This window comes from Bradyrhizobium sp. 1200_D9_N1_1 (assembly GCF_052075915.1).
Taxonomy (GTDB): Bacteria; Pseudomonadota; Alphaproteobacteria; order Rhizobiales; family Xanthobacteraceae; genus Bradyrhizobium; species Bradyrhizobium diazoefficiens.
On record NZ_CP197226.1, the window covers coordinates 5,420,528 to 5,434,257 of the forward strand.

13 protein-coding genes are annotated in these 13,730 nt (G+C 64.7%); 7 read left to right on the top strand and 6 right to left on the bottom strand.

Annotation, left to right across the window (positions count from 1 at the left end):
* Positions 1-19: 19 nt before the first annotated feature.
* Positions 20-265 (top strand): DUF6719 family protein, encoded by a 246-nt coding sequence (locus AB5K84_RS26310; protein WP_011086926.1) that lies wholly within the window; start codon positions 20-22, stop codon positions 263-265.
* 12 nt (positions 266-277) lie between these two features.
* On the opposite strand, the gene AB5K84_RS26315 is transcribed toward AB5K84_RS26310, so the two are convergent.
* Positions 278-640: a hypothetical protein gene (locus tag AB5K84_RS26315; protein WP_038966792.1), complete on the bottom strand. Its 363-nt coding sequence runs from the start codon at positions 638-640 to the stop codon at positions 278-280.
* A gap of 34 nt (positions 641-674) precedes the next feature.
* Positions 675-839 (bottom strand): hypothetical protein, encoded by a 165-nt coding sequence (locus AB5K84_RS26320; RefSeq protein WP_165448153.1) that lies wholly within the window; start codon positions 837-839, stop codon positions 675-677.
* A 414-nt stretch (positions 840-1,253) separates the two neighbouring features.
* On the opposite strand from AB5K84_RS26320, the gene AB5K84_RS26325 reads away from it, so the two are divergent.
* Positions 1,254-1,463 (top strand): hypothetical protein, encoded by a 210-nt coding sequence (locus AB5K84_RS26325; RefSeq protein WP_038966796.1) that lies wholly within the window; start codon positions 1,254-1,256, stop codon positions 1,461-1,463.
* A 34-nt stretch (positions 1,464-1,497) separates the two neighbouring features.
* On the opposite strand, the gene AB5K84_RS26330 is transcribed toward AB5K84_RS26325, so the two are convergent.
* The gene (locus AB5K84_RS26330; RefSeq protein ID WP_011086924.1) at positions 1,498-2,046 is read right to left on the bottom strand and encodes a CreA family protein; all 549 of its coding nucleotides are present in this window, start codon (positions 2,044-2,046) and stop codon (positions 1,498-1,500) included.
* Positions 2,047-2,254: 208 nt separating this feature from the next.
* Here AB5K84_RS26330 and AB5K84_RS26335 point away from each other — a divergent pair, with 208 nt between their 5' ends.
* The 4 genes from AB5K84_RS26335 (at position 2,255) to AB5K84_RS26350 (ending at position 6,303) form a co-directional block, all read left to right on the top strand.
* Positions 2,255-3,868, top strand: coding sequence for a L,D-transpeptidase family protein (locus tag AB5K84_RS26335; RefSeq protein ID WP_038966795.1), 1,614 nt, complete (start codon positions 2,255-2,257; stop codon positions 3,866-3,868).
* A 135-nt stretch (positions 3,869-4,003) separates the two neighbouring features.
* Positions 4,004-4,573: a glutathione peroxidase gene (locus AB5K84_RS26340; RefSeq protein ID WP_011086922.1), complete on the top strand. Its 570-nt coding sequence runs from the start codon at positions 4,004-4,006 to the stop codon at positions 4,571-4,573.
* Positions 4,574-4,736: 163 nt separating this feature from the next.
* Positions 4,737-5,744, top strand: a complete 1,008-nt coding sequence (locus AB5K84_RS26345) for a polysaccharide deacetylase family protein (RefSeq protein WP_011086921.1) — start codon at positions 4,737-4,739, stop codon at positions 5,742-5,744.
* Between the two features lie 7 nt (positions 5,745-5,751).
* Positions 5,752-6,303 carry a dihydrofolate reductase gene (locus AB5K84_RS26350; RefSeq protein ID WP_038966788.1) on the top strand — a complete coding sequence of 184 codons (552 nt, stop codon included), beginning with the start codon at positions 5,752-5,754 and terminating at the stop codon, positions 6,301-6,303.
* Between the two features lie 33 nt (positions 6,304-6,336).
* Here the strand turns inward: AB5K84_RS26350 and AB5K84_RS26355 are convergent, their stop codons facing one another.
* Positions 6,337-6,789, bottom strand: coding sequence for a DoxX family membrane protein (locus AB5K84_RS26355; protein ID WP_011086919.1), 453 nt, complete (start codon positions 6,787-6,789; stop codon positions 6,337-6,339).
* Between the two features lie 354 nt (positions 6,790-7,143).
* Entirely contained in the window at positions 7,144-9,453 is a 2,310-nt protein-coding gene (locus tag AB5K84_RS26360) for an NADP-dependent malic enzyme (protein ID WP_011086918.1), read from the bottom strand.
* Between the two features lie 246 nt (positions 9,454-9,699).
* Between AB5K84_RS26360 and AB5K84_RS26365 the strand changes: the two genes are divergently transcribed.
* Positions 9,700-11,670 carry a hypothetical protein gene (locus AB5K84_RS26365; RefSeq protein WP_038966787.1) on the top strand — a complete coding sequence of 657 codons (1,971 nt, stop codon included), beginning with the start codon at positions 9,700-9,702 and terminating at the stop codon, positions 11,668-11,670.
* A gap of 156 nt (positions 11,671-11,826) precedes the next feature.
* Here the strand turns inward: AB5K84_RS26365 and aspS are convergent, their stop codons facing one another.
* Positions 11,827-13,599 (bottom strand): aspartate--tRNA ligase, encoded by a 1,773-nt coding sequence (aspS, locus tag AB5K84_RS26370; RefSeq protein WP_038966786.1) that lies wholly within the window; start codon positions 13,597-13,599, stop codon positions 11,827-11,829.
* Positions 13,600-13,730 lie beyond the last annotated feature (131 nt).

The following is a 13,730-nucleotide window of genomic DNA, read 5'->3' on the forward strand; positions in this document are numbered from 1 at the left end:
GATTCCGGGAGCCCTCATCATGTCACTCCGCCGCGCAGCCTGCCTCTCGCTCCTGATCGCCATCGCGCTTGCCTCGACGGCGCGCGCAGGCACCGTCGGGCGCGAGCAGGACATCGTGGATCTGAAACTTGGCCAACGCGTGCTGGTGGATGACGGAACCTGCCCGGCCGGACAGGTCAAGGAGGTCCGCGGCGCGAAGATGACCGACAAGGGGATCGCGCAAACGAGTTCCTGCGTGCCGCGGCACGGGCCGAAATCGAAATGATAATCGGAGAGGCTACTTCGCCGGATCGAACATACACTGCAAGGTGGGCTTGGCGATCTTGGTGAAGGTCGGGCCGATCTCGCCCTGCTTGGACGTCGGCACCCAATCGGTCTCGATCGTCGGAACGCCGGTCTCGCTGATGCCGCGCAGCAGCGCCTCGCGCAAATCGCGGTCCTCGACGACCGCGGCGGCATGGTCATGCAGACAGCCGCAGACTTCCTCCGGATGCTCCCAGCGCCCGAGCATGCGCGGCGCGCACTGCCGCACGAACTCGGTGCGGGGATCAGGCAATCTGGAGGGAGAGCGCACTTGCGCCTGGACGGAACTGATCGTCAGAAGGGAAATGAGCGCTGCGGCGCAAATGCGAAGATTCATGATGGCCTTTAACGGCTGATTTTCTTGTTGGCGATCAGAAGCGCGCGGCGACCACGATCGGCTGCGGCGCCGGGGTAATGACCGGCGAGCCGCTGTACTGGAAGGTGCCGATACCCGGCAGATTGCCGTCTGGCGCGCCTGCGAACGAGGAACCGGCGAGGACAAAACCGAAAGCAAGGATGAAGCTGAGCGCGCGCATGGTCTTGTCCCTCAATTCCGTCGCCGGCGGTGCACCGCCGTCGTTGTGAAGCTGATAACCATGGGTGGTTTCGCGCGTGATGCGCCAAAGGCGGAAAATGGTTTCATCTCCGTGAGAATTGTTTCGTCCGGTCCGATGCGACGAAACAATTCTCGGAAAATGCCAATCATTTCAGTCAGGTTGCGCCGCAACTCAACGTAACCCGGCAAGTCCTTGTTCCAGCACGAACATGCGCCGGGGGCGCGCTGTCACGCGCGCGCCTTGCACGCTTCATACGCATTTTACGTTTTTCTGCTGAAGAGAAGCCAAACGAAGGTTGGGCCCTGTCGAACCGGGGGCGCTTCGCCTGCGACCCAAGCCATCGAAACCGAGACGCCCGGATCACCGGGCGCGATCACGTGAGGGATGGCCATCATGATGGCGGGAAAACGCGCAACGACGCGCGAGGCGGAGCAGCGGACGGACCGCGGAGATCAACGACCTGTTCGCGGCCCCGTCACTTCGACGAGCGAAATGGCGCTGCAATCGAGCCGCGGCTTTGAGGCCGCGCCGCAGATGTTCGTGCGGCTGACCGGCTCGCATCTCGCAAAACCGCGCGTCAGCCGTGCTGTCGCCACCGAGTGAACGCAAACGCGTCACTGAGTGAACGCAAACGGCGTCACTGAGTGAAGAATTCGCCGCACTTCTGGACGTTGGCGTCCGCCGGTCCCCACGGCATGATCGGCACGGTCGAGGTCGAGTTCTTCGGCGATCCCTCGATCAGCTTGTCCGAATAGACCATGTAGACCAGCACGTTGCGCTTGGCGTCGCAGCCGCGCACGATCTGCATCTTCTTGAAGAACAGCGAGCGTCGCCTGCGGAACATGTCGTCGCCTTGTTCCATCTTGTCCTTGAACTTGATGGGCCCGACCTGGCGGCAGGCGAGCGAGATGTCCGAGACCTCCTCGGCAAGGCCGAGCCAGCCCTTGAAACCACCCTTCTCCGGCACGGTGAAGTGACAGGCGACACCTTCCACCTCGGGATCATCGAGGCCGTAGGTCGCGAGCTTGTCATTCGGGCTGACCCATTTGAAGACGGTCGAGCGGCGGAAGATCAGATCCGGCTCGTCTGCAGCTTGGGCGGAAGCCACCGGCACGACCAGAGCCAGGAGGAATAAAGCAAGGCCTTTCAAGCGGATGCCCGAAAGACCGGGGAAACGAGATGACATGAAGTTCTCCGGTAACAAGTACCCGCAATGTAGGGATGAGACAGCCAGACAGGAAGGCGACTGGCCGCGAGGGGCGGCCGCCGTTTACCGCTCCGTGAGGCTTTTTTGCTACGTCTTGGACAAATGTAGCTGATGGCAGAACTGCCTTGCTGGTGAACGCGTATCCCCTCTACGAGACTAATGTCTGATTTGGATTATGGATTCGAGGATGAATAGCGTGAAGGGGTCCGGTTCTTCTGCCAAGCCGGCGCGGCTGTGGCAGGTCGCCATTTTGGCGACGGCTGGTGCGATCGGTACGGCAAGCCAGGCGGACGCAGCATTTTACTACTGGACGGATTATTCCGACGGGTCCTACGCCTCCCGTCAGGATCGGCATCTCGAAGTCCCGCGCCAGAAGCCGCAGAAGCGCGGCGCGGCCGGCAAGAAGGACGCGGTTGCCGAGAAGGAAGTCGGCACCAAGCCGCAAGGGCCGCTCGTCATCGTCGTCTCGATCGACCGGCAGAAGGTGACGGTCTACGACACCAACGGCGTGTTCGCGGAATCCCCGGTGTCGACAGGCATGAAGGGCCACTCGACGCCGATGGGTGTGTTCAGCGTCATCCAGAAGCACAAATTCCACCACTCCAACATCTATAGCGGCGCGCCGATGCCGTACATGCAGCGGATCACCTGGTCCGGTGTCGCCATGCATGCCGGCGTGCTGCCGGGTTATCCGGCCTCGCATGGCTGCATCCGCATGCCGATGGCGTTCGCGGTGAAGATGTGGAATTGGACCAAGATGGGTGCACGCGTCATCGTCTCGCCCGGCGAGATGACGCCGCACAGCTTCCAGCACCCGCTGCTCGCCTCCGTGCGCGTGCCGCCGCAGCCCGCGGCCAACGTCGAGCCTCAGACCAACATCGGCGACAAGGCCGACAAGGGCGCACCAACCAAGACCACTGAAGCCAAACCGCCCGAGACCAAGACCGCCAGCGCCGAGAGCGTGCTCGAGCTGCGCTCGTCGGTCGGCCACACCGTGATGTCGGACATGACGACGGGCAATGCGCCGGCCCGCGCGGAAGCGGCCGCACCGGCCGACAAGCTTGACGCAACGAAATCCGCCGAAGCGTCTGACGCGGCCAGGCCGGCAAACGCTGATGCGAAGCCGACCGATTCCGCCGAGGCACCCAAAGCGACCACGGCCTCCGACGACAGGCCCGCCGACAAGGTCGAGGCCGTCAAGTCCGAGCCCGTCAAGACTGACGCGGCCGACGCCGCAAGGAAGCCTGATGCCGCCGTGACGACTACGGCACCCGCGCCGGACGCCAAGAAGGACGAGAGCCGCGTTGCCGATCCTGCGCCGGGTGCGAAGCCGGAAGCGCCCAAGCGGGCCGGCCAGATCGCCGTCTTCATCAGCCGCAAGGATTCCAAGCTCTACGTGCGGCAGAATTTCGCGCCGCTGTTCGAGGTGCCGGTCACGATCGCCGCGAGCGACCGGCCGCTCGGCACGCACGTCTTCACCGCCGAAGTCGACAAGACCGACGCCAATGCATTGCATTGGTCGGTGGTGTCGCTGCCGGTCTCCGCTCGCGCCGCCGCGCGCGAGGATGACAGCCGCGTGACGCGCCGCCAGCGTGGCGCCGCCGTGATCCCCGTCGCCGCAAAGCCGGTGGTCACGCCGGACACCCCGGCTGAGGCGCTCGACCGCATCGCGATCCCCGCCGACACCATGGCGAAGATCAACGAGATGCTGACCTCGGGCGGCTCGGTCATCGTCTCCGACCAGGGCATCAACCAGGGCGAAACCGGCGAAGGCACTGATTTCATCGTCCGGCTCTACTAGAGCGTTTTCGAGCGCCCGATCCATCGGAACGGAAATGGCTCCAGGCGCTTCGCCGCTCCCGATAACGCGGTGTTGACGAGGCCGATCGCAGCGGCGGAGTAACATGCATCCCGGATCATTTCGGGGGACGCCGTCATGATGAACCGAAGGACCATGCTCATCGCGGCGCTTGCAGGCGCCGTCGCGCCGGTGACGCGCGCGGTCGCCGGTGGCGGCATGAGCCGGATCTCGGCCTACGCCTTCTCCTTTCCCGCGTTGTCCGGCGACGACATCCGCCTCGCCGCTTTCACCGGCAAACCGCTGCTGGTGGTCAACACCGCCTCGCTCTGCGGCTACACGCCCCAATACGCGGGGCTGCAAGAGCTCTGGAGCGAGTTTGGCGAGCGCGGGCTCACCGTGATCGGCGTGCCCTCCAACGATTTCGGCGGCCAGGAGCCGGGCGGAACGAGCGAGATCACGGAGACCGCGCACCACCAATACGGCGTTACCTTCCCGATCGCGGCCAAGGCCACAGTGATCGGCGCGAGGGCGCATCCGTTCTACAAATGGGCGGCCGACGCGCGCCCGAAGGATGTTCCGCGTTGGAACTTCCACAAATACCTGATCGGGCGTGACGGCTATATCGCCGAGGTGTTTGCCTCCAACATCGAGCCGACCGATACGCGAATCAAGACGGCGATTGCCAAGACGCTGGCCGACACTTGATGCAACGCGCCCCATCCGGTTGGGCACAATTGTGGCGGGATGCCAAACAGCCGTTGCAATGGCGATGGCCCACCATCTAGGCTAAGATCGTTTGGGGCAGGATGGTTTTGCCGGAGGCGAAAAGCCACGGCGGAACAACGGGATCAATCTCGAGGACAACACCATGCGTGTGGCGGCAGGACTGATTTTGGCAAGCGCGATGTCTTTAGGCATGACCGGCGCGGCATGGTCGCAGGCCCCGGCCGCGAAGCCCGCCGCCGCAACGGCGGCGACGCCGGCCGCGGCGGCGCCCGCCGCAGCACCGGCCCCCGCAGCGGCTGCCGCGCCAGCGGGCTTCGTCAATCCGCCACCGCCCAAGCAGGCGCCGCAGCCCGCACGCGCGGCCTGCAACACACCCGACGCGCTCGGGGTCGCCCGCACCGTCGAGATCGACACGACAGGCGGTCCAGGCTTCGGCTTCGAGCACTTCAAGGAGCTCGACTTCCTGCGCGACAAGGAGGTGGTGTTGACCTTCGACGACGGCCCCTGGCCGAAGAACACGCCCGCCGTGCTGAAGGCGCTCGCCGATGAATGCACCACCGGCATCTTCTTCTCGATCGGCAAGCACGCGACCTACGAGCCGGAGATCCTGAAGCAGGTCTACGCGGCGGGCCACACCGTGGGCACCCACACTTGGTCGCACGCCAATCTCAACAACAAGAAGCTCACGGAAGCGCAGCGCAAGGAAGAAATCGAGAAGGGCCTTTCGGCGGTAAAGTGGGCGCTCGGCGGCATCTCGCCCTCGCCGTTCTTCCGCTTCCCGGCGCTCCAGCATCCGCCGGAGATGGTCACCTATCTCGGCAACCGCAACACGGCGATCTTCTCCTGCGACATCGACTCCTTCGACTTCAAGGCCTCGAAGCCCGAGAAGGTGATCGAGACCGTGATGAAGAAGCTCGACAGCAAGGGCAAGGGCATCGTCCTGATGCACGACTTCCAGAAGCATACGGCAGAAGCCCTGCCCGAGCTCCTCAAGCGCCTGAAGGCAGGCGGCTACAAGGTGGTGGCGATGCGCGCCAAGTTCCCGGCGTCTTCGCTGCCCGAATACGACCAGGAGCTGCTCAAGGACGTCAAGCTGCCGACGGTGAGCCAGCGCCCGGTCAATTCCGTGGTGACGACCGTTTCGGAATAGCCGGCAATTGTCTTTCCGTATCGAAGGCTACGTCATCGTCTCCGCGGACGGCATGCTCGCCGACGCGAGCCATATCATGCCTGACAGCCTGAAGTTCGAAGGCGACAAGCTGTTCTTCGAGCAGGCGCTCGATCGCGCCGCGCTGATCGTGCACGGCCGGCACTCACATGAGCAGCAGCCGAACTCTCCGAAGCGCAAGCGGCTGATCACGACCCGCAAGATCAAGGCCCTCACCGTCGATCCGGAGATGCCGAACGCGACATTGTGGAATCCTGATCACGCCAGCTTCGAGGAGGCCTGCGCCTTCGCCGATGTCGCCTCCGGCATGGTCGCGGTCATCGGCGGTCCCGTCGTCTTCGACATGTTCATGGATCGTTACGACACGTTCTGGCTGTCGGAAGCCCCGCATCTGCGCCTGCCCGGCGGCGAAGGTTGTTTTGTCGGCGTGCCCGAGCGGACCCCGCACGAGGTGCTGGCGTCACACGGGATGAAGCCGGGCGCGCCCTATGTGCTTGACGCGGCGCATGACGTCACGGTGACACCGTGGCGTCGGGTGTAGGTGCACTGCAACAACGCTCCCTGCAAAAACGCCCTACACGTCCCCGTAAGCCGCCTCGACCGGCCGCGTGGCGCGGCCATAGCCGATGATCATGCAGAGCGCACCGATGATCGAGAGATTCTTCAGCGCATCGACCAGCATCTTTGCGTTGTCGGGCGCCGCCAGATTCCAGAAGTCGTAGAACAGCACGGTAGCGACCGCGACGTAGACGATCAGCAGCATGGCGAAGAACCGCGCCCCGAAGTTCAGCGCGATCATCAAGCCGGCGATGATCTCGAGCGCGCCGACCGCGATCGCCAGCAGCTGCGGCGTCGTCATGGCGGTCGCCGTCTCGATCTGCTTGGCGTAAGGCGCGATGATGTCAGGCACCACGACCTTGGTGGCAATGAAATCGGCGGTCGCCTGGATGGCGAACAGTTTCGTCGCGCCCGTGTAGATGAACAGCACGGCGAACAGAATTCGCCCGAAAGTCACGAACGCTGGCATGATCGGCCTCTTGGCTCAGGCTTTCTAAGATCGGAACTTGGACGAAAGTCCTGAGCGATTATGAAGAGTCGTTGGCCGGTTTACAAACGGGGAAATGGAGAACTGTTTTGAAAAGATTGAAGGGCGGATGCGCCGGAGGTGTGCTCCCTCGCCCCGCTCTTGTCCGCCGAAGCCTTGGCGAAGGCGGATGCGGGGCCGCGACGAGCTTCGCTCGCGCTGAGAGGGTTGGGGTGAGGGGAGCCTCCACGGGGGCGGTGAGAATTGGACTCGCGGAGAGTCCCCCTCACCCGGATCGCATCTGACGATGCGATCCGGCCTCTCCCCGCAAGCGGGGAGAGGCGAAGAGGTCCCGCCTCAGGTAAACAACGTCGGCTGCTGCCGCGCCGCGCGCTCCTGCGCTTCCACGACGGCGACCGCAGTCATGTTGAGGATGCCGCGCGCGGTCACCGAGGGGGTGAGGATATGCGCCGGGCGCGCCGGGCCGATCAGGATCGGGCCGACGGGCAGTGCATCCGCGAGCGACTTGATCATCTGATAGGCGACGTTGGCGGTGTCGAGCGTCGGCATGATCATGATGTTGGCCTCGCCCTCGAGGTTGGAGTGCGGCAGCACCATCTTGCGCGCAGCGGCCGAAAGTGCCGTGTCGCCCTGCATCTCGCCGTCGGCCTCGATCTCCGGATGCTTCTCCTTCAGAAGCTGGGTCGCCCGGCGCATCTTGCGCGAGGACTCGGTGTCGTAGCTGCCGAAATCGGAATGCGAAACGAAGGCGATCTTCGGCTTGATGTTGAAGCGCTGGACGTGGACCGCCGCGAGCGAGGCGATCTCGGCGAGTTCTTCCGCGCTCGGATTGGGGCGAACCTGCGTATCGGCGATGAAGAACGCGCCCTTGCTGGTGATCAGCAGCGCCAGCGCCGCATAGTCGCTGATCCCTGCCGAGAAGCCGACGATCTCGCGGACATGGCGCAGATGGCTCATGTAGCGGCCCTCGACGCCGCAGAGCATGGCATCCGCCTCCCCGCGCGTCACCGCGAGCGCGGCGATGACCGTGTTGTTGGTGCGTACCACCGTGCGCGCCGCATCCGGCGTCACGCCGCGGCGGCCGGCGACCTCGACATAGGACTGCACGTAGGATCGGTAGCGCGGATCGTCCTCGGGGTTGACGAGGTCGAAATCCTTGCCGGCCTTGATCGACAGGCCGAAGCGCTTGATGCGCGCCTCCACCACGGACGGACGACCGACCAGGATCGGCGTCGCCAGCTTCTCCTCCAGCACCACCTGCGTGGCGCGCAACACGCGCTCGTCCTCGCCTTCGGCATAGATCACGCGCACCGGCTGGGTCTTGGCCTTGGCGAACATCGGCTTCATGACGAGGCCGGAGCGGAAGGCGAAGCGCATGAGCTGCGCGGCATATTCGTCGAAATTGGTGATGGGGCGCGTCGCGACGCCCGACTCGATCGCGGCCTTCGCAACCGCCGGCGCCACGCGCAGGATCAGCCGTGGATCGAACGGGCTCGGAATCAGCGAGCCCGGACCGAAGCCTCCCATCTCGCCGGTGTCGACCCCTTGCGCCACCGCATCCGACGGCGCCTCGCGCGCGAGCTGCGCGATGGCTTCGACCGCGGCGTGCTTCATCTCCTCGTTGATGGCGCTGGCACCGACGTCGAGCGCGCCGCGGAAGATGAAGGGAAAGCACAGGACGTTGTTGACCTGGTTCGGATAGTCCGAGCGGCCGGTGCAGATCATGGCGTCGGGGCGCACCTTCCGCGCTTCCTCCGGCATGATTTCGGGCGTCGGATTGGCGAGCGCCATGATGAGCGGCTTGTCGCTCATCGCCTTGGCCATCTCAGGCTTGAGGACGCCCGGTGCCGACAGCCCGATGAAGATGTCCGCGCCGCCGATGACGTCGGCGAGCGTGCGCTTGTCGGTCTTCTGCGCATAGACCGCCTTCCAGCGGTCCATCGAGGTGTTGCGGCCCTCATGCACGAGGCCGTCGATGTCGCAGACCCAGATGTTCTTGCGCTGCGCGCCCATCGACACCAGAAGATTGAGCGTCGCAATCGCGGCAGCACCTGCCCCTGACGCCACGATCTTGACGTCCGACAGCTTCTTGCCGTTCAGCCTGAGGCCGTTGGTGATGGCGGCGGCGACGATGATGGCGGTGCCGTGCTGGTCGTCATGGAAGACCGGGATCTTCATGCGCTCCTTCAGCCGCGCCTCGATCTCGAAGCACTCCGGCCCGCGGATGTCCTCGAGATTGATGCCGCCGAAAGTCGGCTCGAGCGCCGCCACGGTCTCGACCACCCGGTCGATGGTGTCGGCGGCGATCTCGATATCGAACACGTCGATGCCGGCAAACTTCTTGAACAGGACCGCCTTGCCCTCCATCACGGGCTTGGAGGCCAGCGGGCCGATATTGCCGAGGCCGAGCACCGCGGTGCCGTTCGAGACCACGGCGACCAGGTTGGCGCGGGTGGTCAGCGTCGCCGCCTCGGCCGGGTTCTTGGCGATCTCGGTGCAGGCAGCCGCAACGCCCGGAGAATAGGCAAGCGCGAGGTCGCGCTGGTTGGCAAGCGGCTTGGTCGCCTGGATCTCGAGCTTGCCGGGGCGCGGCAGACGATGATAGGCGAGCGCCGCCTGGTGGAGGTCATCAGAATAGGACGACATGCGGTCTCTTGCCTCGCGTTACCGGCCTCAAACTACGTTGTCCTGACCGGTCTGTCGCGGGTCGCGGTATTCCGGGTCATGGAAACGGGATGAAGCACGGCCGGCGCCCCGGTGGCAACATCCGATTCCGCCCCCATCAACAGGCCGCACGGTCAAATATTTGAAAACCATAGCTTTCCCTGGACCGCCCCGCGCTTTGCGAATATGGCAGGTTGCGCAGTGCAAAACGAGCAACTGGAGCTGAGAATGAAGCGGATCCTGATCGGCCTGATCGCACTCGCCGTGCTCGCCGCGGGCGGATGGTTCGGCTTCAACCTCTATGCCAGACATCGCGCCACCGCGGAGATCGAGGCCGTCTTCGACCGGATCCGCAGCCAGGGCGGCAAGGCAAGCCACGGCAAGGTGGCGTTCGACGTGACGAGCCGGACGCTGACCATCGAGGACATCGCAGTCGATCCCGCCGGGCAGCCACAGGCGCACGTCAAGATCACCGGCATCAAGGGCGTGGGCCTCCGCCAGACCGATGAGACCCGCTTTGCAGCCGACAGCATCGAGATCTCCGGTTTCGAGGTCGCGCTGGACGAAGTCGGCCCCGGGAAGCTGAAAGCCTCCTACAAGGTCCCGCAATTGATCATGCGGGATTACGCGGGCCCTGCTCGCGCCCAGAATGCGCCGGCGTCAGGCTCCCTGATCGATTTGTACCGATTTGTGCTCGATCAGTATGCGAGCGTGACCGCGTCTTCAATCACGGCCCCGACCCTCACCATCGCCTTCGATGCCGGCAAAGGCGCCGCCGGCAGCGGCGAGATCGTCTATTCGGGTCTCGCGATCCAGAAGCTCGGCAAGGGCAAGATCGACGCGATGAAGGCCGATCGCGCCACCTTCACGATCAACGTGGAGCAGGCCGGCAAGGCGGACAAGCTGACCGGCGAGATGTCCGACCTCATCATCAATGATTTCGACTCGACCGCAATCGCCGCCGCCCTCGATCCGCAGAAGGCGAACGACGACAGCTACCATCGCGTTTACGGACACATGTCGAGCGGCACTTATGTGGCGACGTCGACGCAGGGCGTGCGGATGCAGGTCGATGGCATCGCGATCGCCGATATCGCGGTCCAGCCGTCCAAATTCCGGCCGGCCGAGATTCTGGCACTGCTGCCGACGGACGGCTCCGTTCAGCCGACCCCGGCGCAATCGCGCGAGATGATGGAGAAGCTCGCCGGCCTCTATGACGGGCTTCGCGTCGGCAAGATCGAGATCGGCACCGTGTCGATGACGACCCCGCAAGGAACGCCCCGGCTCAGGGCGATCAGATACCAGGAGGGCGAGTTCGCGCTCGAAGGCCTGGATGCGCCGACGCCGCAAGGGCAAGTGAAGATGGAGCGCTTCGCGCTCAAATCGCTCAGCCTGGCGAACCTGTTTCGTTGGGCCGCGAGCCTTACCACTCCCGGGCAGGCGCCCTCGCCCGATCAGATGCTGGGCCTGTTCCGGGTGCTCGAAGGCGCCGAGATCAAGGGCGTGGTCTCGCCCTACAAGAACACGCGGCAGCTCGTCACCATCGACACGATCAGCCTGAACTGGGGCCAGCTGGTCGGGTCGATCCCGAGCAAGGTCAGTCTGGTCGTGAAAATGGTCGCCCCGACTGATCCGACCAATCCCGCTCAGCTGCCGTTGACGATGGCCGGCATCGACAAACTGGCAATCAACCTCGATCTCGGCGCGGCCTGGACGGAGTCCTCGGGCGCGCTGGCGCTCGCGCCGGCCACCATCGACCTCGGCAACCTCGCCAAGGCGCAGGCCCGCCTCGCACTCGCCAACGTGCCGCGCGGCGTGTTCACGGCCGACCCGGTGCAAGCCATGAGCCAGGCCGGGCAGATCGAAGCCGGCGCGATCGAGCTCTCCCTGCGCGACAGCGGCGTCGTCGATCTGCTCGTGGCGCAGTTCTCCCGCATGCAGAATGTCAGCCGCGACGCGGCGCGCGGCGCCATCGTCGAGATGATCCGGGCACAGGGCGAGAAGATCGCGGCCGCCAATCCCGATGCCAAGACCGCGGTCGATGCCATCGCCGGCTTCGTCGAGACGTCAGGGCAAACGCTCACCATCAAGCTGACGCCGCTCGGCAAGGTGCCGATGCTTCAGCTGCTCGGCGCCCTGAACAGCGAGCCGATCGTCGCGCTGGCACAATTCCGCATCGAGGCGTCGACGGGGCTGTAGGCCGAGCGTTCGCTCGGCGGTCTCGTGTCCCGGACGCGGCGCGGCATGAAATGACGCGACGCAGAGCCGGGACCCAGGGTCACCGTCCGTGAAGTCTGGGCCCCGGCTCTTCAGCGCACCGCTGAAGAAGCGCTGCGCTGCGTCCGGGGTACGCATTCACTTCTGCGGCAGGTTCACTCGCACATGCAGCTCGCGGAGCTGCTTGGTGGTGGCTTCCGACGGTGCGCCCATCAGGAGGTCCATGGCCTGCTGGTTCATCGGGAACAGCGAGATCTCGCGCAAATTGGTGGTGCCGCACAGCAGCATCACGATGCGGTCGACGCCCGCGGCCATGCCGCCATGCGGCGGCGCGCCGTACTGGAACGCGCGGTACATGCCGCCGAAGCGGTCAACCACTTCCTGCTCGCCATAGCCGGCGATCTCGAACGCCTTCACCATCGCTTCCGGCACGTGGTTGCGGATGCCGCCCGAGGCGATCTCGTAGCCATTGCAGGTGATGTCGTACTGGAACGCCTTGATGGTCAGCGGATCCTGGCCCTTCAGCGCCTCGAGGCCGCCCTGCGGCATCGAGAACGGGTTGTGCGAGAAGTCGACCTTCTTGTCGTCCTCGTTGTACTCGTACATCGGGAAATCGACGATCCAGGCGAGCTCGAACCGCTCCTTGTCGGTGAGGTTCAATTCCTCGCCGACCTTGTTGCGGGCAAGGCCTGAGAACTTCCAGAACTTGTCGGGATCGCCGGCGACGAAGAAGGCGGCATCGCCTTCTTTGACGCCGATCTGCGCGCGGATCGCAGCGGTGCGCTCAGGCCCGATGTTGTTCGCCAAGGGACCAGCACCCTCGCCGCCCTCGCGCCACATGATGTAGCCGAGACCGGGCTGGCCTTCACCTTGCGCCCACGAATTCATGCGGTCGCAGAAGGCGCGGCTGCCGCCGCCCGGCGCCGGGATCGCCCAGACCTGGTTCTTGGGGTCTTCGAGCATGCGCGCGAACACCTTGAAGCCGGAGCCGCGGAAGTGTTCGGAGACGTCCTGCATCTCGATGGGGTTGCGCAGGTCCGGCTTGTCGCTGCCGTATTTGCGCAGCGCCTCGGCGAACGGGATGCGGCGCCAGTTCTTGCTAACCGGCTTGCCCTTGGCGAACTCCTCGAACACGCCGGTGATGACAGGCTCCATCGCCGCGAACACGTCTTCCTGCGTGACAAAGCTCATCTCGACGTCGAGCTGGTAGAACTCGCCCGGCAAGCGGTCGGCGCGCGGGTCCTCGTCGCGGAAGCACGGCGCGATCTGGAAGTAGCGGTCGAAGCCCGACATCATCAGCAATTGCTTGTACTGCTGCGGCGCCTGCGGCAGCGCGTAGAACTTGCCGGGATGGATGCGCGAGGGCACCAGGAAGTCGCGCGCGCCTTCCGGCGAGGACGCGGTCAGGATCGGGGTGTTGAACTCGAAGAAGCCCTGCCCCTCCATGCGCCGACGCATCGACTTGATGATTTCGACGCGCGTCATGATGTTCTGGTGCAGTTTTTCGCGACGCAGATCCAGGAAGCGATATTTGAGCCTGATATCCTCAGGATATTCCTGGTCGCCGAACACCGGCAGCGGCAGGTCGCCAGCCGGACCCAGCACCTCGATCTCGCTGACGTAGATCTCGATCTTGCCGGTCGGCAAATCGTCGTTGTCGGTGCCTTCAGGGCGGCGGCGGACCTTGCCGTCCATCTTGATCACGAATTCCGAGCGCAGCTTTTCGGCCAGCGAGAACGCTGGCGAGTCCGGGTCGACCACGCACTGGGTCAGGCCGTAATGGTCGCGCAGGTCGATGAACAGCACGCCGCCATGGTCGCGAACGCGATGGACCCAGCCCGAGAGGCGGATCGTCTCGCCGATGTTGCTCTCGCGGAGCGCGCCGCATGTATGTGACCGGTAGCGATGCATGGTCGTCCCAAATTGATGTCTGAGGAAGCGAATCGGACGACTGAGGTGGCCGGTCCGAAAGTTGCGGCAGGGTTTACCCGACGAGGCCCAAGGCGGCAACCAAGGGAACGGCCTGTTTGGGGCCCGGAAGG

Excerpts from the sequence above, each read along its gene's own strand:
- AB5K84_RS26320 (WP_165448153.1), bottom strand. The coding sequence starts at position 839 with ATGCGCGCGCTCAGCTTCATCCTTGCTTTCGGTTTTGTCCTCGCCGGT.
- AB5K84_RS26345 (WP_011086921.1), top strand. The coding sequence starts at position 4,737 with ATGCGTGTGGCGGCAGGACTGATTTTGGCAAGCGCGATGTCTTTAGGC.
- AB5K84_RS26310 (WP_011086926.1), top strand. The coding sequence starts at position 20 with ATGTCACTCCGCCGCGCAGCCTGCCTCTCGCTCCTGATCGCCATCGCG.
- AB5K84_RS26365 (WP_038966787.1), top strand. The coding sequence starts at position 9,700 with ATGAAGCGGATCCTGATCGGCCTGATCGCACTCGCCGTGCTCGCCGCG.
- AB5K84_RS26315 (WP_038966792.1), bottom strand. The coding sequence starts at position 640 with ATGAATCTTCGCATTTGCGCCGCAGCGCTCATTTCCCTTCTGACGATC.
- AB5K84_RS26340 (WP_011086922.1), top strand. The coding sequence starts at position 4,004 with ATGATGAACCGAAGGACCATGCTCATCGCGGCGCTTGCAGGCGCCGTC.
- AB5K84_RS26335 (WP_038966795.1), top strand. The coding sequence starts at position 2,255 with ATGAATAGCGTGAAGGGGTCCGGTTCTTCTGCCAAGCCGGCGCGGCTG.
- AB5K84_RS26330 (WP_011086924.1), bottom strand. The coding sequence starts at position 2,046 with ATGTCATCTCGTTTCCCCGGTCTTTCGGGCATCCGCTTGAAAGGCCTT.
- AB5K84_RS26325 (WP_038966796.1), top strand. The coding sequence starts at position 1,254 with ATGATGGCGGGAAAACGCGCAACGACGCGCGAGGCGGAGCAGCGGACG.
- aspS (WP_038966786.1), bottom strand. The coding sequence starts at position 13,599 with ATGCATCGCTACCGGTCACATACATGCGGCGCGCTCCGCGAGAGCAAC.
- AB5K84_RS26360 (WP_011086918.1), bottom strand. The coding sequence starts at position 9,453 with ATGTCGTCCTATTCTGATGACCTCCACCAGGCGGCGCTCGCCTATCAT.
- AB5K84_RS26355 (WP_011086919.1), bottom strand. The coding sequence starts at position 6,789 with ATGCCAGCGTTCGTGACTTTCGGGCGAATTCTGTTCGCCGTGCTGTTC.